Genomic DNA, 25,586 nt, shown 5'->3' on the forward strand with positions numbered 1-25,586 from the left:
GCCTGAAATGAACGCTCCGGCCATGAACAAAGAAACCGAAATAAAATTGCGCGCCAGTCGCGAAACCCTCGCCGCCCTGCGCGACCATCCGCTGCTGAAGAAGCGCAACAAATCCGGCTGGTCGCAGCATGAGTTGTTCAATCAGTACTTCGACACCGATGACCGCCAACTGTCCGCCGCCCGGGTCGCCCTGCGCCTGCGCCGCGACGGCGAACAGGTCATCCAGACCCTGAAGAGCCGTGGCCAGAGCGTGGCCGGCCTGTCCGAGCGCAACGAGTGGGATTGGTACCTGCCCAAGGCCAAGCTCGACCTGAAGAAGCTCACCAACGACTGCTGGCCGGCGAGTCTGGCCGAGCTGGACAAGAAGCAGCTCAAGCCGATCTTCACCACCGACTTCGTGCGCCAGAAAGCCGAAATCGCCTGGGGCCGTGGCAAGGCCAAGGTGGTGATCGAAGCGGCACTGGACCTGGGCAAGGTCATCGCCGGTGAAGGCGAGGAAGAAATCTGCGAGCTGGAGCTGGAACTGCGCGAGGGCGACCCGGCCGCGCTGCTGGAACTGGCCGCCGAGCTGGCCGCCGACCTGCCGCTGATGCCCTGTGATATCAGCAAGGCCGAGCGTGGCTATCGCCTGTTCGATGCCAGCAGCTACAACCTCAACCTGCCCGTGCCGGAACTGGATGCCGAACAGAGCCTGGACGACGCCGTCGTGGCCCTCGGCTGGTACCTGCTCGGCAGCAGCCAGCGTCTGGCCGAGCAATACCGTTTCAATGGTCACTGGCGCCTGCTCGCCGACTGGCTGGAACAACTGATCGAACTGCGCGCCCTGCTCGGCAGCCTGGGCCAGGCCGCGCCACGCGCCTCCAGCCATGACCTGCGCGAAGCCCTCGACGGCCTGCTCGCCGACTGGCGCCCACGCCTGCTGGCCGGCCAGCACGACGACAGCCTGCGGCAGAACGCACCGGCGCTGTTCGCCGCCGAGCTGCACGGCACGCGCTGGGGGCTGTTCTCGCTGAACCTGTCGCGCTGGCTGCTCAACCGGAGCTGGACCGTCGCGCGCAACAACCGTGGCAATCGCCAGGGCGCGGCGCCCCTGGGTAACTGGCTCACCCACCTGCTCGGCGAGGAAGCCCGCGACCTGCAGCTCAAGCGCTATCAACAGCAACCCGAGGACCTGGCCGAGCAACTGCCGCGCATCGAGCGCATCCAGGTCTGGCTGCACCTGGCGCGGCAGGTATTGCTGGAGTTGCCCGAACTGGACCGCCTGTATGGCGAGCTGAACAAGCTGCACGCCCTGGCCAACCAGCCGCTGGATGCCGAGGTGTTGGCCGCACGCGTGGCGCAGGCCCATACTGTGGCCACGCTCAAACCCTGGAAGCTGCTGTTGAAATAAGCTGGCGAAATCGTCGACCACCCTAAGGGAGCTCTATGTCCGCACTCGCGCCGTCCAGCCAGGATCGCTGGCTCGATCTCAACGACATCCTGCGCGAGCTGATCGCCCAGGGCCGGATCAGCGAGGAGAACGCCGAGCAGTGCCTGGTACTGCGGCGTGCCTCGGGCAATGCGCAATTGCATCCCCTGGAATTCCTCGCCGCACAACAGGTCGACGACCTCATGCGGCCGGGCAAGAAACACGATCTCGAAGGCCTCACCGTCTGGCTGGCCAACCATGCCGGCCAGCCCTACCTGCGCATTGACCCGCTGAAGATCGACGTTGCGGCGATCACCCCGGTGATGTCCTACGCCTTCGCCCAGCGCCACAAGATCCTCGCCGTGGCGGTCACCAGCGAAGCGGTGACCATCGCCAGCGCGCAGCCCTTCGTGCACGCCTGGGAAGCCAACCTGACCCACGTGCTCAAGCGCCCGATCAAGCGCGTGGTGGCCAACCCGGCGGACCTGCAACGCTTCACCACCGAGTTCTACCGCCTGGCCCGCTCGGTCAGCGGAGCCAGCGCCACCGATCAGAAGATGAGCGGAGTCGGCAACTTCGAGCAACTGCTCAACCTCGGCGCCAGCGACCAGGAGCCGGACGCCAATGACTCGCACATCGTCAATATCGTCGACTGGCTGTTCCAGTACGCCTACCAGCAGCGCGCCAGTGACATCCACATCGAGCCGCGTCGCGAACAGGGCAGCGTGCGCTTCCGCATCGACGGTGTGCTGCACACCGTCTACCAGTTCCCCCCGCAGGTGACGATGGCCATCGTCAGCCGCCTGAAGAGCCTGGGGCGGATGAACGTGGCGGAAAAGCGCAAGCCGCAGGACGGCCGGATCAAGACCAAGACCCCCGATGGCGGCGAAGTGGAATTGCGCCTGTCGACCCTGCCCACCGCCTTCGGCGAGAAGATGGTGATGCGTATCTTCGACCCGGAAGTGCTGCTGAAGAACCCCGACCAGCTCGGTTTCTCCCCGGACGACCTGCGCCGCTGGGAGAGCATGACCAGCCAGCCCAACGGCATCATCCTGGTCACCGGCCCGACCGGCTCGGGCAAGACCACCACGCTGTACACCACGCTCAAGCAACTGGCGACCGACGAAGTGAACGTGTGCACCATCGAAGACCCCATCGAGATGATCGAGGGCGCCTTCAACCAGATGCAGGTGCAGCACAACATCGACCTGACCTTCGCCAGCGGCGTGCGCGCGCTGATGCGCCAGGACCCGGACATCATCATGGTCGGCGAGATCCGCGACCTGGAGACCGCCGAGATGGCCATCCAGGCCGCGCTGACCGGCCACCTGGTGCTCTCCACCCTGCACACCAACGACGCGCCCAGCGCCATCACCCGCCTGCTCGAACTCGGCGTGCCCTACTACCTGCTCAAGGCCACCCTGCTCGGGGTCATGGCCCAACGCCTGGTGCGCACCCTGTGTCCGCACTGCAAGGCGCCGGTAGACCTCGACGAGGACGACTGGCAGAACCTGACCAAGCCCTGGAATGCCCCGCTGCCGACCCAGGCGCACCGCGCCGTGGGTTGCCCGGAGTGCCGCGAGACCGGCTACCGCGGCCGCGCCGGTGTGTACGAGATCATGCTGCTCAACGACGGCATCAAGCCGCAGATCACCGCCGATACCGACCTCATCGCCCTGCGCCGCCAGGCCTTCAAGGAAGGCATGCGCAGCCTGCGCCTGTCCGGTGCGCAAAAAGTCGCCGCCGGCCAGACCACCATCGAAGAAGTCCTGCGGGTCACGCCGCAGAGCGAGCAGAAGTAAAGGCTGGAAGGCGCGGCACAGGCCAAGGAGTCTGTGCCGGATACCCCGCTCAATGGCATCATGCCCGCCCCCCGCATTTCGGATCGCGTTGCCATGCCCCTTCGCCGCCTGACCGCCACGGCCCTGAGCCTGTTGCCCCTGCCCCTTCTTGCGGCACCTCTTGAGCTGGACGTGGTGCGCATCGAAGAGCGTTCGCTCGACGATACGACACAGGCACTCGAGAAGCTGGCCAGGGTGCCCGGCGGCAGCAACCTGATCGAAGCCAGGGACATCGAGGCATCGCGCAGCAGCACGATGCAGGAGGTGCTGGCCTACCAACCCGGCATCTACGCCCAGTCAGCGGGTAACGAAGGCGTCCGCCTGTCGATCCGGGGTTCGGGCATCAACCGTGGCTCGGGTGGTCACGGCTCCGGCACCTTCGTCCTACTCGATGGCCTGGCACTGACCGGCCCTGGCGGCACGCCCTATGAACTGCAGGAACCGTTGTGGATCGATCGCGCCGAAGTACTGCGTGGCGCCAATGGCTTCGACAAGGGCGCCCTGGCCCTGGGCGGCGCGGTCGATCTGATCAGCCCCACCGGCCTGACCGCCGCACCGCTGACCCTGCGCTACGAAGCCGGCAGCTACGGCTGGCGCAAACGCCATGTCAGCAGCGGTGGGCACAACGACAACGCCGACTACTTCGTGGCCCTGACCGACTCCGATTACGACGGTTATCAGGACCATGCATCCGGCAACAGCCAAGGGGTCATGGCCAACGTCGGCTATCGCTTCAATGCGCAACTGGAGACCCGTTTCTACCTGCGCTATCGCGAAACCGACCACGAAACGCCCGGCCGCCTGACCCTCGATCAGATCAAGCACCACCCGCGCATGGCCAACCCGACGTTCGTCGCCCGTGATTCCAGCCGCCCACAGCACGGCAGCACCTGGCTGGCCAACAAGACCACCTGGCGCTTCGAGGATGGCGGTCTGTTCGAGGCCGGCCTCGCCTACCACGACTACCCGATGGACCTGCACGAAAGCACCAACCGGGTGAAGCTGGACTACAGCGACGTCAGCACCTCGCTGCGCTACAGCAAGCCGCACCAGTTGTTCGGCCATGACAGCCACAGCGCCGTGGCCCTGCGTGCCACCGTGTTCCTGCCGGGCAGCGGCGCCAAAGAGTACGTGCGCGTCGCCGGCGCCTACCCGGTCGGCACCCACACCCGCGACTACGAGCACAACGGCTCGGACTCGGTGCTGCAGTTCAGCAATGACCTGGAACTGGCGCCCGACCTCTGGCTGTCCAGCGGGCTGGCGCTGATCTACACCCGTCGCGAAGTGCAGGTGACCTACCCGCAAGGCGGCGACGCCCTCAGCCTCAGCACCTGGGACTACGCCCCGCGCCTGGGCCTGCGCTACCAACTTGCACCCGACCTGCAACTGTTCGGCAACCTCAGCCGCTCGGTGGAGGCGCCACATGCCTGGTCGATGCTGTGGGGCTCCAACGACAAGTTCCCGGCTGGCAGCGGCCCCGCAACAGGAATGATCCGCACGCCAGTCGAACTGGAAAACCAGACCGCCACCACCCTGGAGTTCGGTGGCCGGGGCGACTCCATCCTCGGCAGCTGGGACCTGAGCTACTACTACTCGTGGGTCCGCCACGAGTTGCTCAGCGTTGAACTGGCCGATGGCCTGGGCAACCTCTACAACGCCGAGGCCAATGCCAGCCCGACCGTGCACCAGGGCATCGAAGCCGGTTTGCACAGCACCCTCTGGCAGGGCCAGGCCGGCCAGTTACTGCTGCGCCAGGCCTACACCCTCAACGAATTCCGTTACCGCGATGACGCAGCCTTCGGCGACAACCGCCTGCCGGGCCTCCCGCAGCACTATTACCAGGGTGAGCTGCGCTTCCAGCGTCCCGACGGCTGGTTCCTCGCGCTCAACGCCCAACTGGCCTCGCGCGTTGCCGTCGACTACGCCAACAGCCGCCACGCCGGCAGCTACAAGGTGTTCGGCGCCAGTGCGGGCTACCACGCCGAGGACTGGCAAGGCTGGCTGGAGCTGCGCAACCTGACCGGCGAGCGCTATGCCTCCACCATCACCCCCGGCTACAACGACCAGGGGCGCGACATTGCCCGTGCGACACCCGGCGAAGGCTTCGCTGTGTACACCGGCGTCAGCTATAGCTGGCGCTAATCGCACAGCTATATTTCCATCTGGCTCGGGTAAGGTTTTCGGATTCGTCTGGGTCCCCCGACCCATGAGCAGAGACTTGTTACCAAAACCCGGCCCAGCCTCTGCTCAGCGGACAACTCCTATAGAATCCCGGTAACTCGCCATTCAGCATCATCTCCAACAAGGATTCAGCACATGGAAATCGGCAGCGTAATCGTTCTCTTCGTCGGCCTGGCCGTGGCCATCGTCGTCATGGGCGTCAAGTTCGTCCCGCAGGGCTATGAGTGGACGGTGGAGCGCTTCGGGCGCTACACCAACACACTGAAGCCGGGCCTGAACATCATCGTCCCGGTGGTCGACAAGATCGGTCGCAAGCTCAACGTCATGGAAAGCGTGCTGGATATCCCGCCGCAGGAAGTCATCACCGCCGACAACGCCACGGTGAAGATCGACGCCATCTGCTTCTTCCAGATCATCAACGCGGCGCAAGCGGCCTATGAGGTCAACAACCTCGAACACGCCATCCGCAACCTGGTGATGACCAACATCCGTACCGTGCTCGGCTCCATGGAGCTGGACGCCATGCTCGGCCAGCGCGATGCGATCAACGAGCGCCTGCTCAAGACCGTGGACGAAGCCACCGCGCCCTGGGGCATCAAGATCACCCGTATCGAGATCAAGGACATCAGCCCGCCCGCCGACCTGATGGCCGCCATGTCCGGGCAGATGAAAGCCGAACGTATCAAGCGCGCCCAGATCCTCGAAGCCGAAGGCCTACGCGCCGCCGCCATCCTCACCGCCGAAGGGCAGAAGCAGGGCGACATTCTCAAGGCCGAAGGTCAGCGCCAGGCCGCCTTCCTCGAAGCCGAAGCCCGCGAACGTGCGGCCCAGGCCGAAGCGGAAGCCACACGCATGGTGTCCGAGGCCATCGCCAGCGGTAACGTGCAGGCGGTCAACTACTTCGTCGCGCAGAAGTACATCGAGGCCCTGGGCAGCCTGGCCAGCGCCAACAACAGCAAGGTGATCCTGATGCCACTGGAAGCCAGCCAGGTGATCGGCGCGGTCGGCGGTATCGGCGAAATCGTCAAGGCAACCTTCGGCTCCGGTGACAAGAAAGCATGATCGCCTACCTGCAGAATCTGTCCTTCTGGGACTGGCTGGCCTTCGGCACGCTGCTGCTGATCGTCGAGGTCTTTGGCGCTGCGGGTTATCTGCTGTGGATCGGCGTAGCAGCCGCCAGCGTGGGGGTGATCACCTATCTGTTCCCGGAGCTGCCGTGGGTCTGGCAGTTCGTCCTGTTCGGCGTGCTCTCGGTGTTCACAGCGGTGTTCTGGTGGCTGCGCCAGCGCGGGAACAAGAAGGTCTCCGACCAGCCTGGCCTGAACCAGCGCGGACAGGAGTTCATCGGTCGCACCTTCGTGCTGCATGAAGCCATCGCTGGCGGACGCGGCAAGATCAAGGCCGGCGATACCCTGTGGCTGGTCATCGGCCAGGACCTTCCCGCCGGCACCACCGTCCGCGTGGTCGGCCAGGAAGGTGTACTGCTACGCGTGGAAGCCAGCCCGGACTGATCCGTCGGGTGGGCGACGCCTTTATCGCCTACCACCCTCCCCTCAAACGGCGGTCAGCACCTGGCCGTCGGCAAGGAATGCGTCAAGGTTGCTGAACACCAGTTCCTCCATCTGCAGGCGGGTTTCCTCGGTGCCGCTGGCGATGTGGGGCAACAGCACCACGTTATCCAGCGCCAGCAATGCGGCGGGTACACGTGGTTCGTCCTCGAACACATCCAGGCCGGCGCCGCCCAGCGTGCCGTTCTGCAATGCGGCGACCAGCGCGACCTCATCGACCACCGAGCCACGCGCGACGTTGATCAACAACCCCTGCGGCCCCAGGGCTTCGAGCACAGGCGCATCGATCAAGTGGCGGGTCTGTGCGCCACCGGGGCAGGTCAGCACCAGGAAATCGGCCCAGCGCGCCAGCGCCGTCAGCTCGGCCTCGTAGCCATAGGGGCTGTGCGGGTCGGGCTTGCGGTTGTGGTAGCGGATCTGCATATCGAAGCCGGCGCAGCGCGTGGCCACATCCTTGCCGATCCGACCCAGGCCGACGATACCCACCCGCTTGCCCGTGACCCGGCGCGCCAGCGGGAAGTTGCCCTGCGGCCAGGCACCTCGGCGCACGAAGCGATCCGCCTCGGACAGGCGCCGCGCCGTGTCGATGATCAGCCCCAGCGCCAGGTCGGCCACGCAGTCGTTGAGCACATCCGGTGTATTGCTGACCTGGATGCCCCGCTGCTTCGCCGCGCCGACATCGACGCTGTCATAGCCGACGCCGAAGTTGCAGATGGCCCGCAGGTTGGGCAAGCGCTCCAGCAACGTGGCATCGCAACCGAAGCGGATCGAGGTCACCAGCACCTCGACATCCGCGCCATGCTGGCTGAGAAAAGCCTCCCTGTCCGCCTGCGTCCACAGTCGTTCGGCCTGATAGTCCTGCGTCAGGCGCGTGTTGAAACGCTCCGTCACTGGCCCTACCTGCAGGATGTTTCGCGCGCCCATGCGGCTCTCCTCGTTATCCGGTTTTGCGGAGCAGAAGCCCGCCGTAGAGCTATCCTCACGCAAATCGGGGCGGCTTGCCCAGCCCTGTTTGCGGCGTGTTCGACCAACGCATGCCGGAGCAGGTGGTCGATCCAGGCTGGCGAATAATCTGAACTCCTGTTGCTGCCAGGGCCTCCATACAGGTAGGACCACCCAAGGAGCCACTACCATGCGCCGTTCAGTCTGCTTTGCCCTCGCCCTGCTCTGCCTTCCCGTTGGCCAGGCGATGGCCGATGGCACCGTTCGCAATATCCTGTCATCAGGGGCTACCACCGCCTCGACCTATGTGACGTTCAAGGACCACAAGCTGGTGATCGCCGCCCAGGACGACGCGGGCGCTTATATCGCCAGCGGTGGGCAGATCCGCGGCTCCTACCTGGAGGCGGCCCTGCAACGCGTACGCAGCGAGAATCCAGGACTCAAGGCCACGGACGAGCAGCTGGCCGAAGCCATTCTGATCGCCGAGCCGGATGTCGCTGCTCGCTAGCGCCGGGCCTCGCTATTGCTCTCGATGCAAATGACACAGCCTACGTGAGCAATAGATAGCGAGGAGATAGCCATGAAAAAGGCCGCCGCCCAAGGGCGGCCTTTTTCATGCGGTCACACCTGGATCACTCGCGGTAGTCGTCCATCGGCACGCAGGCGCAGAACAGGTTGCGATCGCCGAACACGTTGTCGACGCGGTTCACCGCCGGCCAGTACTTGTGCGCACGGGTGTGGGCCGATGGCGTTACGGCTTCCTCGATGCTGTACGGCCGCTCCCACACCCCGGTGACATCCGCCAGGGTATGCGGCGCGCGCTTGAGCGGGTTGTCCTCGGCGGGCCACTCGCCGTTGGCGACCTTGGTGATCTCGGCACGGATGCTGAGCATGGCGCTGATAAAGCGATCCAGCTCTTCCTTGGACTCGCTCTCGGTTGGCTCGATCATCAGCGTGCCCGGCACCGGGAAGCTCATGGTCGGCGCATGGAAGCCATAGTCCATCAGGCGCTTGGCCACATCTTCCTCGCTGATCCCGGTTTCCGCCTTGAGCGGACGCAAATCGAGAATGCACTCGTGGGCAACACGGTCATTGCGCCCGGTATAGAGCACCGGGAAGGCACCGGTCAGCTGGCTGGCCAGGTAGTTGGCGTTGAGGATCGCGACTTCGGTGGCGTCGGCCAGTTGCGGGCCCATCATGGCGATGTACATCCAGCTGATCGGCAGGATGCTCGCGCTGCCCCACGGCGCGGCGCTGACCGCAGTGTTCTGCGGGTTCGGCCCTTGCAGCTCGATCACCGGGTGGTTGGCGACGAAGGGCGCCAGGTGCGCCTTGACGCCGATCGGGCCCATGCCTGGGCCGCCCCCGCCGTGTGGGATGCAGAAGGTCTTGTGCAGGTTCATGTGCGACACGTCAGCGCCGATGTCGGCCGGACGCGCCAGGCCGACCTGGGCGTTGAGGTTGGCGCCGTCCATGTACACCTGGCCGCCGTGGGCATGCACCACGTCGCAGATCTCGCGGATGCCTTCCTCGTACACGCCGTGGGTCGACGGGTAGGTGATCATCAGGCAGGACAGCTTGTCGCCGGCCTCGACGACCCTGGCCTTGAGGTCATCCATGTCGACGTTGCCGGCGGCGTCGCAGGCCACCACCACCACGCGCATGCTCAGCATCTGCGCCGAGGCAGGGTTGGTGCCGTGGGCCGAGGCCGGGATCAGGCAGATATCGCGGTGCTCGTCGCCGCGGCTCTGGTGGTACTTGCGGATCGCCAGCAGGCCGGCGTACTCGCCCTGCGCGCCCGAGTTGGGCTGGGTGCAGATGGCGTCGAAACCGGTGATGGCGCGCAGCCATTCTTCCAGCTCGTCGATCATCAGTTTGTAGCCGTGGGCCTGCTCGACCGGCACGAAGGGGTGCAGGCTGGCGAACTCCGGCCAGGTAATCGGGATCATCTCGCTGGTGGCATTGAGCTTCATGGTGCAGGAGCCCAGCGGGATCATCGACTGGTTCAGCGCCAGGTCCTTGTTCTCCAGGCGCTTGAGGTAACGCAGCATCGCGGTTTCGCTGTGATGCGTATTGAACACCGGGTGGGTCAGGTAGGCGGAGCTGCGCTGCAGGTCGACCGGGATGCCCGACGGCACGTCACCGGCGTCCAGTTCGTCGACGTTCAGGCCATGATCGGCGCCGAGGAAGATGCTCAGCAGCTGCTCGACGGTCTGTGCGGTGCAGGTCTCGTCCAGGCTGACGCCGAGCTTGCCGCGACCGAGGATGCGCAGGTTGATGCGCGCGGCCTTGGCCGACTCGATGATCGCGCTCTGCGCGCCGCCGACTTCCAGGGTCAGGGTGTCGAAGAAATGCTGGTTGTCACGTTTGAGGCCCTTCTGCGCCAGGCCCTCAGCGAGGATGGCGGTCAGCCGGTGCACGCGCTGGGCAATCTGCTTCAGGCCCTGCGGGCCGTGGTAGACGGCGTAGCAGCTGGCGATGTTGGCCAGCAGCACCTGCGAGGTGCAGATGTTGGAGTTGGCCTTCTCGCGGCGGATGTGCTGCTCGCGGGTCTGCAGCGCCATGCGCAACGCGGTGTTGCCGCGAGCGTCCTTGGACACGCCGATGATGCGGCCGGGCATGGCGCGCTTGTAGGCGTCGCTGGTGGCGAAAAATGCCGCGTGCGGGCCGCCGTAGCCCATCGGCACGCCGAAGCGCTGGGCCGAGCCGAACACCACGTCGGCGCCCAACTCACCCGGCGGAGTCAGCAACAGCAGCGAGAGCAGGTCAGCGGCGACGCAGGCCAGGGCGTTCTGCGCGTGCAGGGCGGTGATGATCGGACGCAGGTCGCGGATCTCGCCGTGGGTGTCCGGGTACTGCAGCAGCGCACCGAAGACCTGGTGCTGGCCCAGCTCATCGAGCGGGCCGACCACCACCTCGAGGCCGAAGCCTTCGGCGCGGGTCTGTACCACGGAGATGGTCTGCGGGTGGCAATTCTCGTCGACGAAGAACAGGTTGCTCTTCGACTTGGCCACGCGCTTGGCCAGGGCCATGGCTTCGCCGGCGGCGGTGGCTTCATCGAGCAGCGAGGCGCTAGCGAGGTCCAGGCCGGTGAGGTCGATGGTCAGTTGCTGGAAGTTCAGCAGCGCTTCCAGACGACCTTGGGCGATCTCCGGTTGGTACGGCGTGTAGGCGGTGTACCAGCCCGGGTTTTCCAGCACGTTGCGCAGGATCACGGTCGGCGTCAGGGTGCCGTGGTAGCCCATGCCGATCAGGCTGGTCCATTGCTGGTTCTGCTCGGCATAGCCCTTGAGCTTGGCCAGCGCGCCCCGCTCGTCCAGTGCCGTTGGCAATGCCAGCGCGCCATTGAGGCGGATGGACGGCGGCACCGTCTGCACGATCAGTTCGTCACGGTCCGCCACGCCCAGGCTGGCGAGCATGGCGCGCTGCTCATCGGCATCGGGACCAAGGTGACGACGCAGGAAAGCATCGGGCTGGTGCAACTGGGACAAACGAGGCGACTGGGACATGGCGGGACTCTCGAAAAATGACAGAGCCCCGACAGGTCGAGGCTCAGTGACTCAGACAGCCGGTGCGATCAGGCTTCGGCGTCGCAGGACGCCTGGTAACCGGCGGCATCGAGCAGGGCTTCAAGATCGGCAGTGTTGGTCGGCTTCAGCTTGAAGAACCAGGCCGCGTAGGGTTCGCCATTGACCAGCTCCGGGCTGTCGCTGAGCGCTTCGTTGATGGCGATCACTTCACCAGCGACCGGCGCATAGATGTCCGAAGCGGCCTTCACCGACTCGACCACACCGGCTTCCTGGCCAGCGGCGAGGCTTTTGCCGACTTCCGGCAGTTCAACGTAAACCACGTCACCCAGGGCTTCCTGGGCATGGTCACTGATGCCGACCGTGACAGTGCCGTCTGCTTCGAGGCGGGCCCATTCGTGGCTGGCGGCGTAACGCAGATCGGCGGGTAGAGTGCTCATCAGGATGTCCTCAGGATCGTTGGCGGAAAGCCCGCCTGGAAAATTTAGCAGTTAAGAGAGAGTCGGTTACGATTTTGCGCACGAGAGCCTGGCAAGGCGGCGGCGAGTAGACGTGCAGTTTACGGGGGTAAATGAGCACGCTGATCTCACTGTCAACACAGCCTGGCCGACGCGCAGCCAATCGTGAATCAAATTACGGCCTTGCCGTGACGCACGAAGCTCGGCTTGACCACCCGCACCGGGTACCACTTGCCGCGAATCTCCACCTCGGCGCGCTCGCCGGTCGCTGCCGGGACGCGGGCCAGGGCAATGGACTTGCCCAGGGTGGGCGAGAAGCTGCCGCTGGTGATTTCACCTTCGCCAACACCCTCGACCCGCACCACTTGGTGTGCCCGCAGTACGCCGCGCTCTTCCAGCACCAGGCCGACCAGCTTGGGCTGGTCGCCCGCAGCGCGCTGGGTTTCCAGGGCAGAGCGGCCAACGAACTGGCGCTCGGCCGGCTCCCAGGCGATGGTCCAGGCCATGTTCGCGGCCAGGGGCGATACGTCGTCGGTCATGTCCTGACCGTAGAGGTTCATGCCGGCCTCCAGGCGCAGCGTGTCACGCGCGCCGAGGCCGATGGGGGCGATGCCGGCACCGACCAGCTCGCTGAGGAAATCGGCGGCCTGCTCGGCCGGCAGCATGATTTCCAGGCCGTCTTCACCGGTATAGCCGGTACGGGCGATGAACCAGTCACCTTCGGGCAGGCCCTGGAACACCTTGAGTTCATTGATCAGCGAGGCACGCGCCGAGGACACCAGTTCGCCAGTCTTGCGGCGTGCCTGCGGGCCCTGGACGGCAAGCATGGCCAGCTCGGCCCGCTCGGTCAGCTGCACATCGAAACCGGCGCTCTGCGCCTGCATCCAGGCCAGGTCCTTGTCACGGGTGGCGGCATTGACCACCACGCGGTAGCCCCAGTCGGTCAGGTAGACGATCAGGTCGTCGACCACGCCGCCACGCTCGTTGAGCATGCCGCTGTACAGGGCCTTGCCCGGTCCTTGCAGACGCTCGACATCATTGGCCAGCAAGTGCTGCAGCCAGGCCTTGGCCTGGGCGCCGGTGACATCGACGACAGTCATATGGGACACGTCGAACACACCACAGTCGCGGCGTACCTGATGGTGCTCCTCGACTTGCGAGCCGTAGTGCAGCGGCATGTCCCAGCCACCGAAATCGACCATCTTGGCGCCGAGCGCCAGATGCTGTTCGTACAGAGGGGTACGCTGTCCCATTGGAAACTCCTTGTGCTAGACGCCCGCCAGCGCTGGCCGGGGCCTGCAGCGGATGCGGGGTTCATGGTCGGGCTGCGTCAGCAGGCGCGCATTGTAGCCCCGCGCGCGGTAACTGGACACCTCACCGGATCAATGTCCGAGCTGGCGCGCCGAACGGCGAATCAGGCCGATTACAGGCAGCAGGCCGACCAGCACCAGGGTCAGCGCCGGCAACGCCGCGCGAGCCCATTCGCCCTCGCTGGTCATCTCGAAGATGCGCACAGCCAGGGTGTCCCAGCCGAAGGGACGCATCAGCAGGGTGGCCGGCATTTCCTTGAGCACATCGACGAACACCAGCAGCGCCGCGGTGAGCACGCCAGGTGTCAGCAATGGCAGATAAACACGGAAGAACAGGCGCGGCCCGCCGACGCCCAGACAGCGCGAGGCCTCCGGCAGCGACGGGCGGATGCGCGCCAGGGCATTCTCCAGCGGCCCGAAGGCCACCGCCATGAAGCGCACCAGATAGGCCAGCAGCAACGCCGCCAGGCTGCCCAGCAGCAACGGCTTGCCGGCGCCGCCCAACCAGGTGGACAACGGAATCACCAGGTGGCTGTCCAGGCTGCTGAAGGCCAGCATGATGGCCACCGCCAGCACCGAGCCGGGCAAGGCGTAGCCGAGATTGGCCAGGGCCACCGCCGTACGCACCGGGCGGGTCGGCGCCAGGCGTCGGGCGAAGACCAGCAGCAGGGCCACCGCCACCGTGATCAGCGCCGCCAACCCGCCAAGATAGAGGGTATGCAGGATCAATCCGACATAACGCTCGTCCAGATCGAACCGGCCACGCTGCCAGAACCACACCAGCAGTTGCAGCAGCGGGATGACGAACGCGCAGGCGAACACCAGGCCGCACCAGCCACTGGCCAGCGCCGCCTTCCAGCCGCGCAGGTGATACAGCGCCTGCCCGCGTGCACGCTCGTTGGCCGGGCGATTGCTTCCCCGCGCCCGACGCTCGCCATACAGCACCAGCATCACGAATAACAGCAGCAGGCTGGCCAACTGTGCCGCGCTGGACAGGCTGTAGAAGCCGTACCAGGTCTTGTAGATGGCCGTGGTGAAGGTGTCGAAGTTGAAGACCGCCACCGCGCCGAAGTCCGCCAGGGTTTCCATGATCGCCAGCGCCAGGCCGGCACCGATGACCGGGCGCGCCATCGGCAGGGCCACACGCCAGAAGGCCTGCCATGGCGACTGACCCAGCACCCGCGCCGCCTCCATCAGCCCCTTGCCCTGAGCCAGGAAGGCACTGCGCGCCAGCAGGTACACGTAGGGATAGAACACCAGTACCAGCACGATGATCACGCCGCCGGTAGAACGCACACGCGGGAAACGGATGCTGCTGCCGAACCCCTCACGCAGCAGGCTCTGCAGCGGGCCGGAAAAGTCGAACAGGCCGATGAAGACGAACGCCAGCACATAGGCGGGAATCGCGAACGGCAGCATCAGCGCCCAGTCCAGCCAGCGTCGCCCGGGAAACTCGCAGAGGCTGGTAAGCCAGGCCAGGCTGACCCCAAGGCCGACCACACCAACCGAGACGCCGAGCACCAGCACCAGGGTATTGCCGAGCAGGCGCGGCATCTGCGTGTCCCACAGGTGTGCCCAGATCTCCCGGTCGACCTCGTGCCAGGACAGCAGCAGGACAGACAGCGGCAGCAGCACCAGCGCAGCAACGGCAAAAGCGATGGGGTACCAGCGGCGTTGAGCGGGGTGGGCCACGCAGACTCCTCGGTGGTGAAAATACGACGCCCCGGAAGGCCGGGGCGTCGAGTATAACGGCGGGTGTAGGATCCGCTGGGGTCTAGGGATTTACCGCTTCACCCCATCGCAGGGTAGAGCCGCGTAGCGGTGGATGGGAAAAGCGCCATCCACCCTACGAAAACTCCGCCCTCCCCTAGCGACTCAGTTCCAGCCGGCACGATCCATCAGGCGGATGGCTTCAGCCTGGCGTTTGCCCGCCACTTCCACCGGCAGGCTGTCGGCCTTGAAGCTACCCCAGGCCGCGACTTCCGCCGACGGTTTGACCTGAGGGTTGGCCGGAAACTCCTGGTTGATCTCCGCGAACAGACCCTGCGCCTCCGGCGTGGTCATCCATTCCACCAGTTTCTTCGCCGCCTCGGCATGCGGAGCGTGTTTGGTCACGCCAACACCCGACAGGTTCACGTGTACGCCACGGTCGTTCTGGTTGGGCCAGAACAGCTTGGCGCGCAGGCCCGGGTTGGCCTTGTGCATGCGCCCGTAGTAGTAGGTGTTGACAATGCCGACGTCGCACTGACCGGCGTCCACGGCCTGGATCACCGAATTGTCATCGGCGAACACATCGGTGGCCAGGTTGTTCACCCAGCCCTTGACGATCTGCTCGGCCTTGTCCGCGCCGTGCGTCTCGATCAGGGTCGCGGTAAGTGACTGGTTGTAGACCTTCTTGCTGGTGCGCAGGCACAGGCGGCCTTCCCAGTTGGCATCGGCCAGCGCTTCGTAGGTGGACAATTCTTCCGGCTTGACCCGCTCGGTCGAGTAGACGATGGTCCGCGCCCGCAGCGACAGGCCGGTCCAGGCATGGGTGCTGGAACGGTACTGCGCGGGGATGTTGGCATCGACGGTGGTCGAGGCGAACGGTTGCAGGATGCCCATCTGCTCGGCCTGCCAGAGGTTGCCGGCATCGACAGTGATCAGCAGGTCAGCCACGCCATTCTCACCTTCGGCCTTGATGCGCTGCATCAGCGGCGCTTCCTTGTCGGTGATGAACTTGACCTTGACCCCGGTCTTGGCGGTATAGGCGTCGAATACCGGTTTGATCAGCTCGTCGATGCGCGAGGAGTAGACCACCACCTCGTCGGCAGCCTGGGCATTACCGGCTACGAGCGTGAAAGCCACGGCGGCCAAGAGCGCGTTGCGTACCTGCATGGGAGTTGCCTTCTGCGTGGATGCGAGGCCGAGATGATAGTGACTCTCATCTTCACCCTCAACGACAAGACCGCCCTGCGCCGTTTCCAGATGTTGCGGGGTGGCTTGTCCGATCGCCTCACAGCAGACCGTAGCCACGCTCCGCATGGACACGCCTCTCGCCCAGACTGGACAGACCCGCACCAGCGCGTGAGTGCAGCCCACGCGCTGGCGCCAGGCACACCTCAATAGGCGTAACGCAACGTCGTCATGAAGTTGCGTGGCGCCCCATAGAGCCCCGCGGCCGTGGTGGTGTAGTACTCCTTGTCGAACAGGTTGTTGACGTTCAGCGTGGCCGACAGCGCCGGCGTGATCTGGTACTTGGCCATCAGGCTGGCCAGGGTGTAGCTGCTCTGGGTGGTGGCATAGTAGAGGTCATAACCGGAGCGGCTCTGCCAGTTCAGCCCACCACCAATGGTGACCTTGTCCAACGCGCCCGGCAGGCGGTAGGTGGTGAACAGCTTGACGCTGTTGCGCGGGATCTCGGTGACGATGCGTCGGTCATCATCATTGAAGCTGACGCTGTAGGAATAGCCGCCGCTGAATTGCCAGCCGTCGCTGATCTCGCCGTTGACCTCCAGCTCGACACCCTCGCTGCTGGTGCCACTCTCGGCTCTGTAGGCCTGGAAGCCGTTGGGCTGCAGCCTGTTGCCATCGGCGACGGCGAGGTTGTCCTGCTCGACGCGGAACAATGCCAGGCTGGTGTTGAGACGCCCGTCGTAGAAGCCGGCCTTCAGGCCCACCTCATAGCCGGTGCCCTCCAACGGATCGAGCGGCGAACCGCTGACATCACGCACGTTGGACGACTGCGGATTGAATATCTGCGTGTAGCTGGCGTAGGCCGTCCAGATGTCGTTCAGGTCGTAGACGAAGCCGGCATAGGGGATGACGATCCCGGTCTCGGTACGCTCGGTCTTGCTGCTGGTACCGCTGTAGAGCCGGCTCTTGCTCTCGCGATTCCAGTCCACCACCCGGGTGCCGAGGATCAGGCTGGCGGCGTCGGTCAGGTGCCAACGCGAGGTGAGGTAAGCGGCGTATTGGGTTTCGGTTACATCGCTTTCCCCGACCTTGTTGAAGTGCGGCTTGGGGGTCTTGCCATCCCAGTCATAGATGTTCGGGATGCTGCCCTGGTAACCCGAGCTTGGCCGCAGCCAGCCACCATAGTTCGGCGTGCCGCGCTCTTCGAGGCGCGACAAGGTGACGCCACCGATCAGTTCGTGCTCACGCCCGAACAGCGGGAACGAGCCGGTGAGGTAGGCATCCAGGCTGTCCTGCTGCGGCGCCGAAGCCCAGCGGGTCGGCATGATCAAGGCACCAGCACCGGTAGCCGGGTCGATATCGCCCGACATGTAGCTGATCACCGTGTCGTAGTCGTTGCGCGCGTGACTGTACTCCAGCTTGCCACTCCAACCATTGGCGAAGTGCTGCTCGACAGAGGTGAACAATGTGCTCTGCTGGCGATCGTAGTAGCTCCAGTTCGGCGAGGTATTGAAGGAACGCTTGATATCGGTCAGCCCGCCGTCGGTGGTGAAAAGCGGGAAACCGGTACGCATCGGCGCATTGGTGTGGGTGATCTGGTGGCTGAAACCCAGGGTCAGCAGGGTCGAATCCGTCAGGTCCAGCTCGCTGATGCCGTAGAGGGTCGTCAACTCCTGGCTGAAACGGTCAATCCAGGCATGCTGGTCCTTGTGGTCGGCGACGAAGCGCGCCCGCACCGTACCGCTGTCGTTCAATGCGCCACCAATGTCCACCCCCAGGCCGTAGCGATCCCAACTGCCCGCTTCGGCACTGAGGATGACCTGCGGGTCGTTGGTGGGTCGCTTGCGGATCAGGTTGATGGTCGCCGACGGGTTACCCAGGCCACTGATCAGCCCGGTCGCTCCGCGTACCACTTCCACCCGGTCATACATCGCGGTGTTCTGGGTGTAGTTGTCCATGTTCGCCGAGGTCGGTACGCCATCGATCTCGAAATTGCGGATCGCGAAACCGCGCGACATATACACAGTACTGTCAGCGCCCATGCTTTCGCGGATCACCGTGATACCGGTAGTGGCATCCAGGGCATCGGTCAGGTTGTCGAGTTTCTGGTCTTCCATGCGTTGCCGGGTCAGCACCGTGACCGACTGCGGTGTCTCCCTGAGTGACAGATTCAGGCGCGTCGAGCTACTTGAGGAATCGGTGGTATAGGACCCGGAGCCCTCGGTGGTCGAGCCCGGCGCCTTGCCGGAAATGCTCAGCGCCGACAGTTCCAGCGCCATCTCTCCAACGACAGGGGCCGGCACCAGCACATAGCCGCCGTTGCTCTGGCGCTGCGCCAGCAAGCCACTGCCAGTAAGCAATCGGCTCAGCCCCTCGTCCACGGAATAGGCACCTTGCAGCCCCGGCGAGCGATGTCCCTGGGTCTGCTCGGCAGCGAAGGACAGGGTCACGCCCGCAGCCGTGGCGAACTGGCTCAGCGCCGTGCCCAACGGGCCGGCGGCAATGCTGTAGGTGGCCACTGTGGCCGGTGCTACCTCAGCGGTCTGGGCGACAGCCTGGGCAGCCAAAAGGGCTGGCGAGGTGACGGTCAGGCCGAACAGCGCCAGATGGATGGCTCGAGCCAGCGGTCTGGCCGCTCGCAGAGAAAGACGGGTCATGCGGTTTTCCTTCGGTTGGGCATAGCAAAGGTGCGGTCGTTTTCACCGCTTCACTGCTTGGCCGAATGAGAATGAAAATCGGCAACCCTGGAGCAATATTATTTTCAGGCGGGCTCGACCTGAACCCAGTAGCGTGTCAGGTAACGCACGCGAATCGGCAGCGAGGCACCGAGGTTTTCCAGAATCAGGTCGGTGTCATCGAGGCGGAAGGCACCAGACAGGCGCAACCCGGCGACCGCATCGGCGCAACGCAGATAACCGGGCCGATAACGTCCCAGCTCGGCGAGAAAATCCGCCAGGCGCCATTCGATGACCGTCAGCATGCCTTGGGTCCAGGCATCGCTGCTGGCGTTCAGAGCCGTCGGCGAAGAGAAGCGACGGCTATCGAAGTCGACCTGTTGGCCGGCATCCAGGCGCAGCACCGCCGCCGGCTGGAGCAACGGGCGCACTTCAACGGCATGTTGCATCACGCCAACCTCGCTGCGGCCATGCTCGCTGCGCACGCTGAAACGGGTGCCGAGGGCACGCACGCTGCCTTCGCGGGTGTGCACGACAAAAGGCCGGCCAGCGGGGTCGGTGGCGGTCTCGATGAGGATTTCACCACGTCGCAGGTACACCCGACGCAAGGTGTCGTCATAGGCGATATCCACCGCGCTGTCGGTGTTCAGTTCGAGCTGGCTGCCATCCTCCAGCCGCAAGCTGCTCCGCTGCCCCTTGGCGGTGCGGTGCGCGGCCAGCCAGGCATCGGTCGGTGCCAGCTCGCCCGCCGTCCAGCCCGTGGCGCCTACCGCCAGCAGAATGCCCAGGGTCTTGAGCACCGCACGGCGACGGGCACGCATGCCGGCGAGGGTCGGCAGAGCCACGTCCTGCGGCAGCGCGCCCAATTGGCGCTGCAGCTTCTCCACCCGCGCCCAGGCCTGGGCATTGGCCACGCTCTCGCCCAGCCAGGTGCGCCAAGCCTGGTGTTCGGCTTCGGTGGGCGGCGTGGCATTGAGCTGCACGTACCAGGTGGCGGCTGCTTCAAGAGTCTTGCGGTCCAGGGGGCCAGCCATTCAATCGTCCACCAGCAACAGGCACTGGGTCATGGCGCGGATCATGTACTTCTTCACCGTGGTCACCGAAACACCCAGTCGCTCGCCCGTGGCCACGTAGCTCAGCCCTTCGAGCTGCACAGCGAGGAAGATACGTCGCGTGCGCTCACCCAGACCGTCGAGCATCGCATCGACGGCTGTCAGGGTTTCCAGGATCAGCAGTCGGGTTTCCGGGGAAATATCCAGCGGCTCGGGGCGTAACGCCAGTACATCCAGGTAGGCCTGTTCGACGGCCTGGCGGCGAAACTTGTCGATCATCAGCGCGCGGGCGATCGCACTGAGGTAGGTGCGCGGCTCACGAATGGCCTCGACATTGCGTGCGGCCAGCACCCGGACGAAAGTGTCCTGAGCCAGGTCGGCCGCATCGCTGGCATTGCCCAGGCGCGCGCGCAACCAGCCCTTCAGCCAGCCGTTATGCTCGCTGTAGAGCGTATGCAGAGCACGGGAGTCGAAGAAAGACATGGCGATAAAAATTACAAATGATAATTGATCGCATTGTCAGGGTAAAACCAGCCGCTGGCAAGCCACTCATGCAGCTCGCTTCATCAAACGCTGCCCGGCAGGATGCGCCATGCGCACCAACAAGGGCTTCAAGGAAACGACTCCAGCCTGGGGCTGATTGCCGGATGGCGTCGGTCATCCGCCCCATCGCTGGGCGACGCACGCCAATGGGACGTAGCAGCAGATTTCCGGTGCGCGGGGCGAACTCGACGAAGATTTAAGCTTTTGCCAACTCAGGCAGATCGCCCACCAGACCCAGGGCCTGGCGCATGAACAGCGCCTTGGCTTCCGGCAGACTGTCGACCCAGTTCAAGCCGCTGTTACGCAACCAGCGCAGCGGCAATGGATCGGCCTGGAACAGGCGCTCGAAGCCTTCCATCGCCGCCATCATCGCCAGGTTGTGCGGCATGCGTCGGCGCTCATAACGGCTGAGCACGCGCACATCGCCCGGTTGCTCGCCGCGCTCCAGGGCGTGAAGCAGGACTTCTGCCAGGACAGCGGCGTCGAGGAAACCGAGGTTGACGCCCTGGCCCGCCAGCGGGTGGATGCTGTGCGCCGCATCGCCGATCAGCGCCAGGCCACTCTCCACATAGCGCTTGGCGTGGCGCTGGCGCAGTGGAATGCACAGTCGCGGATCAGCCTGGGTCACCTCGCCCAGACGCCACTCGAAGGCCTTGCCCAGCTCATGACGGAAGGCCACCTCATCCAGCGCCATCAGGCGTTCGGCTTGGGCCGGCACGGTCGACCAGACGATCGAGCACCAGTGTTCGTCGCCCGGCTGCTCGCCGGCTACGGCAGGCAAAGGCAGGAAAGCCAACGGCCCATCATCGGTGAAACGCTGCCAGGCGGTGCGCTGGTGCGGGCGCGCGCAGCGTACGCTGGTGACGATGGCGTGGTGCAGGTAATCCCACTCGCGCGTCGGGCAACCCGCCAGGCGACGCACTGCCGAATTGGCGCCATCGGCGGCCACCAGCAATGGCGCGCGCAGTTCGCGGCCATCGGCCAGGGTCAGCAGCCAACCATCGCCGGAGCGACGCAGTTGTTCGACGCGGGCATTGCCGAGCAGGCCCAGGCTGGAATCGTGCAGGCGTTCGAGCAGGGCATCCTGCACCACGCGGTTCTCGACGATATGCCCGAGCGCCTCGGCGTGCACGCTGGCAGCGCTGAAGTGCACCTGGCCGGTGCCGGAACCGTCCCACACCTGCATCTCGGCATACGGCCCGGCACGCCGAGCAGCGATGCCCGGCCAGACAGCTATACGCTCAAGAATGCGCTGGCTGGCGGCGGACAACGCGCTGACCCGTGGTTCGAAGGGCGCATCGGCGGCAAAGGGCTGCAAGCTCAGCGGACTGCCATCGACGACGAGGATGTCCAGGCCACTGTTTTCCAGCGCCAGCGCCAGTGCGCTGCCCACCATCCCCGCACCCACGATGATCAGATCCGCTTGCATGTCGCGTTCCTTATGAAGCCTGCCGCGCACGCGGTTTGAGGCGTACGTAGAGCGTCTTGTTGACGCTGGCCACCAGTGTGCCGGCAGCGTCGCGGATGTCCACCTGCAGCTCGGGCAGGTACTTGTCACCATTGGCGGTGCGCGCGCGAATAGTCTCGAGCAGCCCATCGTCGATACGGAAGTCGGCGAACACCGGGCCCTTGCCCGGGCTGACGAAGTCGATGCTGGCGGCCTTGTCCCAGACAATGTAGTCATTACCCAGCAACTGCATCAGCAACAGCATGTAGAACGGGTCGACCATGCTGTACAGCGAACCACCGAACTGAGTGCCAACGAAGTTGCGGTTGTACCAGCGCATCACCATCTTCACCCGCGCCTCGCGGCAGTCCGGGCTGATGTGCTGCACGCTGACGCCAGCACCGATGTAGGGTGGGTAGATATTCAGGCCGAAGCGCAGCATGCGCGCGCGTCTGGCCAGTTTGCGATCGGACATTAAAAACCACTCATGAGTGACGGGTCCCCAGGCCCATGGCCTGACGGGCGAACCAGCGCTTGGCCGGCGGCAACAGGTCCAGACCAAGCAGCCCCAGGGTACGCCCAGCGACCAGCAGCGACTCGCCACGGCCGAACAGGCGAGTCACCTGATCGGAGAAGCCGACGGTCAGCGCCTGGTCCTGCTGCTGGCTCTGCCGATAGCGCTGCAGGGTGGCGAAATCACCTGGCGCAGCCGGGCTGGCCAGCAGGCAATCGGCCAGCGCCAGGGTGTCGCGCAGCGACAGGTTGAAGCCCTGTCCGGCAACCGGGTGCAGGCTGTGCGCGGCGTTGCCGAGCAGCACCAGATGCGGGCGTACCTGCTCCTGCGCCTCGCTCAACGCCAATGGGTAGACATGCCGGCCGCCGACCTGGCGCAGCGCCCCCAGGCGATAGCCAAAAGCGTTCTGCAGTTCGGCGAGGAAAGCCTTGTCGTCCAGACCCAGCAGCCGTTCGGCGTCGTTACCGGGGCGGGTCCAGACCAGCGCACTGCGGTTGCCCGACAGCGGCAGCATGGCCATCGGTCCTTCGTCGGTGAAGCGTTCGAAGGCCTGTCCCTGGTGCGCGTCGGCCGTGCTGACGTTGGCAATCAGCGCAGTCTGGCCATAAGGCGTGATGCGTACCGCGATACCGAGCTGTTCGCGCAGGCTGGAACGCCCGCCATCGGCCAGCACGGCCAGGTCGCAATCAAGAACGCTTTCATCGTTGAGCGTCAGCCGGTAGCCGTCATCCAGCGCCTCCAGGCGGCTGACTTCCGCGGGGCAGCGCCAACTGACCACGTCGGCATCCAGCGCCTGCCACAGGCAATGGCCAAGCCAGGCGTTCTCCACCACATAGCCCAGCGCCGGCACGCCTTCGTCCTCGGCGGACAGGCGTGCAGCACCAAAGCGGCCACGGTCGGATACATGGATCTGGGTGATCGCCTCGGCGCGCTGGCTGATCGCCGGCCACACGCCCAGGCGCTCATAAAGCTGCCGGCTGCCATAGGACAGCGCCGTGGAGCGGGCATCGTAACTGGGCTGATAGCTGTCACCGGGGGCGAAAGGCTCGACCAGCGCGATCTGCCAGCCACGTGCCTTGGCCCCGGCCTGCAGCGCCAGCGCCAGGCTTGCACCAACCAGGCCACCGCCAATGATCGCCAGGCTTGCTCGTTGCATGGCCTCAGGCCGCCTGGCTACGTGCAGCGGCCATCAGCGCCTCGATCTCGGCAACGGACTTGGGCACGCCCGTGGTGAGGATTTCGCAACCGGTCTTGGTGACCACCACGTCGTCCTCGATGCGCACGCCAATGCCGCGCCATTTCTTCGCGACGTTCTGGTTATCCACGGCGATATAGATGCCCGGCTCGACGGTCATCGACATGCCCGGCTCGAGCACGCGCCACTCGCCGCCGACCTTGTATTCACCGACATCGTGCACGTCCATGCCCAGCCAGTGGCCGGCGCGGTGCATGTAGAACGGCTTGTAGGCTTCGCTGGCGATCAGTTCATCGACGTCACCCTGCAACAGGCCCAGCTCGACCAGCCCGGCGGTGATCACCTGCACGGTGGCCTCATGGGCTTCGTTCCAGTGCTTGCCGGGGGCGATGTGCTTGAACGCCTCTTCGTTGGCCTGGAGCACCAGCTCGTAGATAGCCTTCTGCTCGGGTGAAAATTTACCGCTGACCGGGAAGGTGCGGGTGATGTCACTGGCGTAGCAGTCGATCTCGCATCCGGCGTCGATCAGCACCAGGTCGCCGTCCTTCAGCGCTGCGTCGTTCTCGCGGTAATGCAGGATGCAGGCATTGCGCCCGGCGGCGACGATCGAGCCGTAGGCCGGCATCTTCGCCCCACCCTTGCGGAACTCGTAGTCCAGCTCGGCTTCCAGGTGATACTCGAACAGCCCGGCGCGACTGGCCTGCATGGCGCGGATATGTGCCCGCGCGGAAATCTCGGCGGCCTCGCGCATCACCTTCACTTCATTGGCCGACTTGTACAGGCGCATGTCGTGCAGCAGGTGGTTGAGCGCGACGAATTCATTGGGCGGCGTGGCGCCCTGACGTGCCTTGGAACGGATCACGTTGACCCAGTCCATCAGCCGGTGATCGAACTCCTGATTACTGCCGATGGCGTAGTACACGCGCTCGCGGCCTTCGATCAGGCCAGGCAGGATGTCGTCGATATCGCCAATGGGAAACGCATCGTCGGCACCGTAGGCCTTGATCGCCCCATCCTGGCCGGCACGCAGACCGTCCCACAGCTCACGCTCTGGGTCACGCTCGCGACAGAACAGCACATACTCGCCATGGGCACGCCCAGGAATCAGCACCAGCACCGCTTCCGGCTCGGGGAAGCCGCTGAGGTACTGAAAGTCACTGTCCTGGCGGTACACATGCTCGACATCGCGGTTGCGGATGTACACCGGCGCGGCCGGCAGGATGGCGATGCTGTTGGGTTCCATCTGCGCCATCAGCGCCTTGCGCCGACGGGCGTATTCCGACTTGGGGATGCTGGCCATGGGCGATTCCGACCTTAATACAGAGAAGGTTTAGTGCAGGGAGGGTTTCGGCGCGGCGTCGACCGGTGCCTTGTTGCACTCGGTGAACAGCAGCAACGGGGCCACGCGCAGGTACTCCATGACCTCCATGTAATCGTTCTCGCCGTCCTCGGATTCCTCCAGCGCACTCTGCACCTGGGCGATGGCGGAAAGATCCTGCAGCACTTCCATGGCTTCGCCACTCAGCGCGCCATCGCGCAGGGTCAGGCCAAAGCCGTCGAGGAAGCCCTGGCACCACTGCCCCAGCGCCGTGGCCCGTTCGGCCAGCGGTGCATCGTCGCTCGGCAACAGCAGCACCACGGCGATATCGCTACCGGACAGCTCGCCCTTGACCATTTCCTGCAAGCCGATCAGCGCCTGGCGGACGTTATCTTGCGGCTCGGCGCCCAGCACGTCGGCGGCATCGATCAACCAAGGCTCGGGGTCGAAGCCGGCACCGGCGCAACTGCGCCCCAGCAACAGGCCGTGCAACTCGGCAGGAGAAACGGGTTTGCCAGTGCTGGCGAGCAGGGCGGCGAAAGCGGTGTAAGGCGAATTCGAGGTGGGCATGGGCAGCTAGGCGCTAGGCAGCGCAATGTCTAGAATGAGGCCTCGTATCCTAGCACCGGCAGAGGCGGCAAGACCATCGAAGCCCTGCGTGCGACGCCGGTCAGAGAATGCACGCGCGGTTCCCTGCGAGGCAGGACAATCC

20 protein-coding genes are annotated in these 25,586 nt (G+C 65.1%); 6 read left to right on the top strand and 14 right to left on the bottom strand.

The window, feature by feature from the left end; all coding sequences use genetic code 11:
* Positions 1-22 precede the first annotated feature (22 nt).
* The 5 genes from ACWPW0_RS21355 to ACWPW0_RS21375 all read left to right on the top strand — a co-directional run bounded on the left by ACWPW0_RS21355 (position 23) and on the right by ACWPW0_RS21375 (position 6,941).
* The gene (locus ACWPW0_RS21355) at positions 23-1,390 is read left to right on the top strand and encodes a CYTH domain-containing protein (protein ID WP_454256485.1); all 1,368 of its coding nucleotides are present in this window, start codon (positions 23-25) and stop codon (positions 1,388-1,390) included.
* A gap of 35 nt (positions 1,391-1,425) precedes the next feature.
* Positions 1,426-3,210 (top strand): GspE/PulE family protein, encoded by a 1,785-nt coding sequence (locus tag ACWPW0_RS21360; protein WP_447594879.1) that lies wholly within the window; start codon positions 1,426-1,428, stop codon positions 3,208-3,210.
* Positions 3,211-3,270: 60 nt separating this feature from the next.
* A complete protein-coding gene (locus ACWPW0_RS21365; protein ID WP_454256486.1) occupies positions 3,271-5,391 on the top strand; it encodes a TonB-dependent receptor family protein in 2,121 nt (706 codons plus the stop codon).
* A gap of 174 nt (positions 5,392-5,565) precedes the next feature.
* Positions 5,566-6,492 carry an SPFH domain-containing protein gene (locus tag ACWPW0_RS21370; RefSeq protein WP_447594882.1) on the top strand — a complete coding sequence of 309 codons (927 nt, stop codon included), beginning with the start codon at positions 5,566-5,568 and terminating at the stop codon, positions 6,490-6,492.
* A complete protein-coding gene (locus tag ACWPW0_RS21375; protein ID WP_454256487.1) occupies positions 6,489-6,941 on the top strand; it encodes an NfeD family protein in 453 nt (150 codons plus the stop codon). Before ACWPW0_RS21370 ends, ACWPW0_RS21375 begins: the two co-directional genes overlap by 4 nt.
* A gap of 42 nt (positions 6,942-6,983) precedes the next feature.
* Here the strand turns inward: ACWPW0_RS21375 and ACWPW0_RS21380 are convergent, their stop codons facing one another.
* Positions 6,984-7,922 (bottom strand): 2-hydroxyacid dehydrogenase, encoded by a 939-nt coding sequence (locus ACWPW0_RS21380; RefSeq protein ID WP_454256488.1) that lies wholly within the window; start codon positions 7,920-7,922, stop codon positions 6,984-6,986.
* 208 nt (positions 7,923-8,130) lie between these two features.
* Here ACWPW0_RS21380 and ACWPW0_RS21385 point away from each other — a divergent pair, with 208 nt between their 5' ends.
* On the top strand, positions 8,131-8,448 hold the full coding sequence (locus tag ACWPW0_RS21385; protein ID WP_447594887.1) for a DUF2388 domain-containing protein: 318 nt from the start codon (positions 8,131-8,133) through the stop codon (positions 8,446-8,448).
* Positions 8,449-8,572: 124 nt separating this feature from the next.
* Here the strand turns inward: ACWPW0_RS21385 and gcvP are convergent, their stop codons facing one another.
* The 13 genes from gcvP to ACWPW0_RS21450 all read right to left on the bottom strand — a co-directional run bounded on the left by gcvP (position 8,573) and on the right by ACWPW0_RS21450 (position 25,444).
* On the bottom strand, positions 8,573-11,449 hold the full coding sequence (gene gcvP, locus ACWPW0_RS21390) for an aminomethyl-transferring glycine dehydrogenase (protein ID WP_454256489.1): 2,877 nt from the start codon (positions 11,447-11,449) through the stop codon (positions 8,573-8,575).
* Positions 11,450-11,517: 68 nt separating this feature from the next.
* Entirely contained in the window at positions 11,518-11,907 is a 390-nt protein-coding gene (gene gcvH, locus ACWPW0_RS21395; RefSeq protein ID WP_454256490.1) for a glycine cleavage system protein GcvH, read from the bottom strand.
* 188 nt (positions 11,908-12,095) lie between these two features.
* Positions 12,096-13,178 carry a glycine cleavage system aminomethyltransferase GcvT gene (gene gcvT / locus ACWPW0_RS21400; RefSeq protein ID WP_447594893.1) on the bottom strand — a complete coding sequence of 361 codons (1,083 nt, stop codon included), beginning with the start codon at positions 13,176-13,178 and terminating at the stop codon, positions 12,096-12,098.
* 129 nt (positions 13,179-13,307) lie between these two features.
* Positions 13,308-14,927, bottom strand: a complete 1,620-nt coding sequence (locus tag ACWPW0_RS21405; RefSeq protein WP_454256491.1) for an ABC transporter permease — start codon at positions 14,925-14,927, stop codon at positions 13,308-13,310.
* A gap of 183 nt (positions 14,928-15,110) precedes the next feature.
* Positions 15,111-16,112 carry an extracellular solute-binding protein gene (locus ACWPW0_RS21410; RefSeq protein ID WP_454256492.1) on the bottom strand — a complete coding sequence of 334 codons (1,002 nt, stop codon included), beginning with the start codon at positions 16,110-16,112 and terminating at the stop codon, positions 15,111-15,113.
* Between the two features lie 224 nt (positions 16,113-16,336).
* Positions 16,337-18,787 carry a TonB-dependent siderophore receptor gene (locus tag ACWPW0_RS21415; RefSeq protein ID WP_454256493.1) on the bottom strand — a complete coding sequence of 817 codons (2,451 nt, stop codon included), beginning with the start codon at positions 18,785-18,787 and terminating at the stop codon, positions 16,337-16,339.
* Between the two features lie 104 nt (positions 18,788-18,891).
* Positions 18,892-19,839 carry a FecR domain-containing protein gene (locus tag ACWPW0_RS21420; protein ID WP_454256494.1) on the bottom strand — a complete coding sequence of 316 codons (948 nt, stop codon included), beginning with the start codon at positions 19,837-19,839 and terminating at the stop codon, positions 18,892-18,894.
* The gene (locus ACWPW0_RS21425) at positions 19,840-20,340 is read right to left on the bottom strand and encodes a sigma-70 family RNA polymerase sigma factor (protein WP_454256495.1); all 501 of its coding nucleotides are present in this window, start codon (positions 20,338-20,340) and stop codon (positions 19,840-19,842) included. It abuts the gene before it with no gap.
* Positions 20,341-20,596: 256 nt separating this feature from the next.
* A complete protein-coding gene (locus ACWPW0_RS21430) occupies positions 20,597-21,829 on the bottom strand; it encodes a 2-octaprenyl-3-methyl-6-methoxy-1,4-benzoquinol hydroxylase (RefSeq protein WP_454256496.1) in 1,233 nt (410 codons plus the stop codon).
* 10 nt (positions 21,830-21,839) lie between these two features.
* Positions 21,840-22,322, bottom strand: coding sequence for a DUF4442 domain-containing protein (locus ACWPW0_RS21435; RefSeq protein ID WP_454256497.1), 483 nt, complete (start codon positions 22,320-22,322; stop codon positions 21,840-21,842).
* A gap of 10 nt (positions 22,323-22,332) precedes the next feature.
* Positions 22,333-23,517, bottom strand: coding sequence for a 2-octaprenyl-6-methoxyphenyl hydroxylase (gene ubiH / locus ACWPW0_RS21440; RefSeq protein WP_454256498.1), 1,185 nt, complete (start codon positions 23,515-23,517; stop codon positions 22,333-22,335).
* A gap of 4 nt (positions 23,518-23,521) precedes the next feature.
* Complete coding sequence (gene pepP, locus ACWPW0_RS21445) at positions 23,522-24,856, bottom strand: Xaa-Pro aminopeptidase (protein ID WP_447594906.1); 1,335 nt, start codon at positions 24,854-24,856, stop codon at positions 23,522-23,524.
* A 30-nt stretch (positions 24,857-24,886) separates the two neighbouring features.
* Positions 24,887-25,444, bottom strand: a complete 558-nt coding sequence (locus tag ACWPW0_RS21450; RefSeq protein ID WP_447594908.1) for a YecA/YgfB family protein — start codon at positions 25,442-25,444, stop codon at positions 24,887-24,889.
* Positions 25,445-25,586 lie beyond the last annotated feature (142 nt).

This window comes from Pseudomonas sp. Marseille-Q8238 (assembly GCF_965111915.1).

What these genes read in the sequence shown, in the direction of transcription:
- ACWPW0_RS21355 (WP_454256485.1), top strand. Translation starts at nt 23, where the DNA reads ATGAACAAAGAAACCGAAATAAAATTGCGCGCCAGTCGCGAAACCCTC.
- ACWPW0_RS21360 (WP_447594879.1), top strand. Translation starts at nt 1,426, where the DNA reads ATGTCCGCACTCGCGCCGTCCAGCCAGGATCGCTGGCTCGATCTCAAC.
- ACWPW0_RS21365 (WP_454256486.1), top strand. Translation starts at nt 3,271, where the DNA reads ATGCCCGCCCCCCGCATTTCGGATCGCGTTGCCATGCCCCTTCGCCGC.
- ACWPW0_RS21370 (WP_447594882.1), top strand. Translation starts at nt 5,566, where the DNA reads ATGGAAATCGGCAGCGTAATCGTTCTCTTCGTCGGCCTGGCCGTGGCC.
- ACWPW0_RS21375 (WP_454256487.1), top strand. Translation starts at nt 6,489, where the DNA reads ATGATCGCCTACCTGCAGAATCTGTCCTTCTGGGACTGGCTGGCCTTC.
- ACWPW0_RS21380 (WP_454256488.1), bottom strand. Translation starts at nt 7,922, where the DNA reads ATGGGCGCGCGAAACATCCTGCAGGTAGGGCCAGTGACGGAGCGTTTC.
- ACWPW0_RS21385 (WP_447594887.1), top strand. Translation starts at nt 8,131, where the DNA reads ATGCGCCGTTCAGTCTGCTTTGCCCTCGCCCTGCTCTGCCTTCCCGTT.
- gcvP (WP_454256489.1), bottom strand. Translation starts at nt 11,449, where the DNA reads ATGTCCCAGTCGCCTCGTTTGTCCCAGTTGCACCAGCCCGATGCTTTC.
- gcvH (WP_454256490.1), bottom strand. Translation starts at nt 11,907, where the DNA reads ATGAGCACTCTACCCGCCGATCTGCGTTACGCCGCCAGCCACGAATGG.
- gcvT (WP_447594893.1), bottom strand. Translation starts at nt 13,178, where the DNA reads ATGGGACAGCGTACCCCTCTGTACGAACAGCATCTGGCGCTCGGCGCC.
- ACWPW0_RS21410 (WP_454256492.1), bottom strand. Translation starts at nt 16,112, where the DNA reads ATGCAGGTACGCAACGCGCTCTTGGCCGCCGTGGCTTTCACGCTCGTA.
- ACWPW0_RS21415 (WP_454256493.1), bottom strand. Translation starts at nt 18,787, where the DNA reads ATGACCCGTCTTTCTCTGCGAGCGGCCAGACCGCTGGCTCGAGCCATC.
- ACWPW0_RS21420 (WP_454256494.1), bottom strand. Translation starts at nt 19,839, where the DNA reads ATGGCTGGCCCCCTGGACCGCAAGACTCTTGAAGCAGCCGCCACCTGG.
- ACWPW0_RS21425 (WP_454256495.1), bottom strand. Translation starts at nt 20,340, where the DNA reads ATGTCTTTCTTCGACTCCCGTGCTCTGCATACGCTCTACAGCGAGCAT.
- ACWPW0_RS21430 (WP_454256496.1), bottom strand. Translation starts at nt 21,829, where the DNA reads ATGCAAGCGGATCTGATCATCGTGGGTGCGGGGATGGTGGGCAGCGCA.
- ACWPW0_RS21435 (WP_454256497.1), bottom strand. Translation starts at nt 22,322, where the DNA reads ATGTCCGATCGCAAACTGGCCAGACGCGCGCGCATGCTGCGCTTCGGC.
- ubiH (WP_454256498.1), bottom strand. Translation starts at nt 23,517, where the DNA reads ATGCAACGAGCAAGCCTGGCGATCATTGGCGGTGGCCTGGTTGGTGCA.
- pepP (WP_447594906.1), bottom strand. Translation starts at nt 24,856, where the DNA reads ATGGCCAGCATCCCCAAGTCGGAATACGCCCGTCGGCGCAAGGCGCTG.
- ACWPW0_RS21450 (WP_447594908.1), bottom strand. Translation starts at nt 25,444, where the DNA reads ATGCCCACCTCGAATTCGCCTTACACCGCTTTCGCCGCCCTGCTCGCC.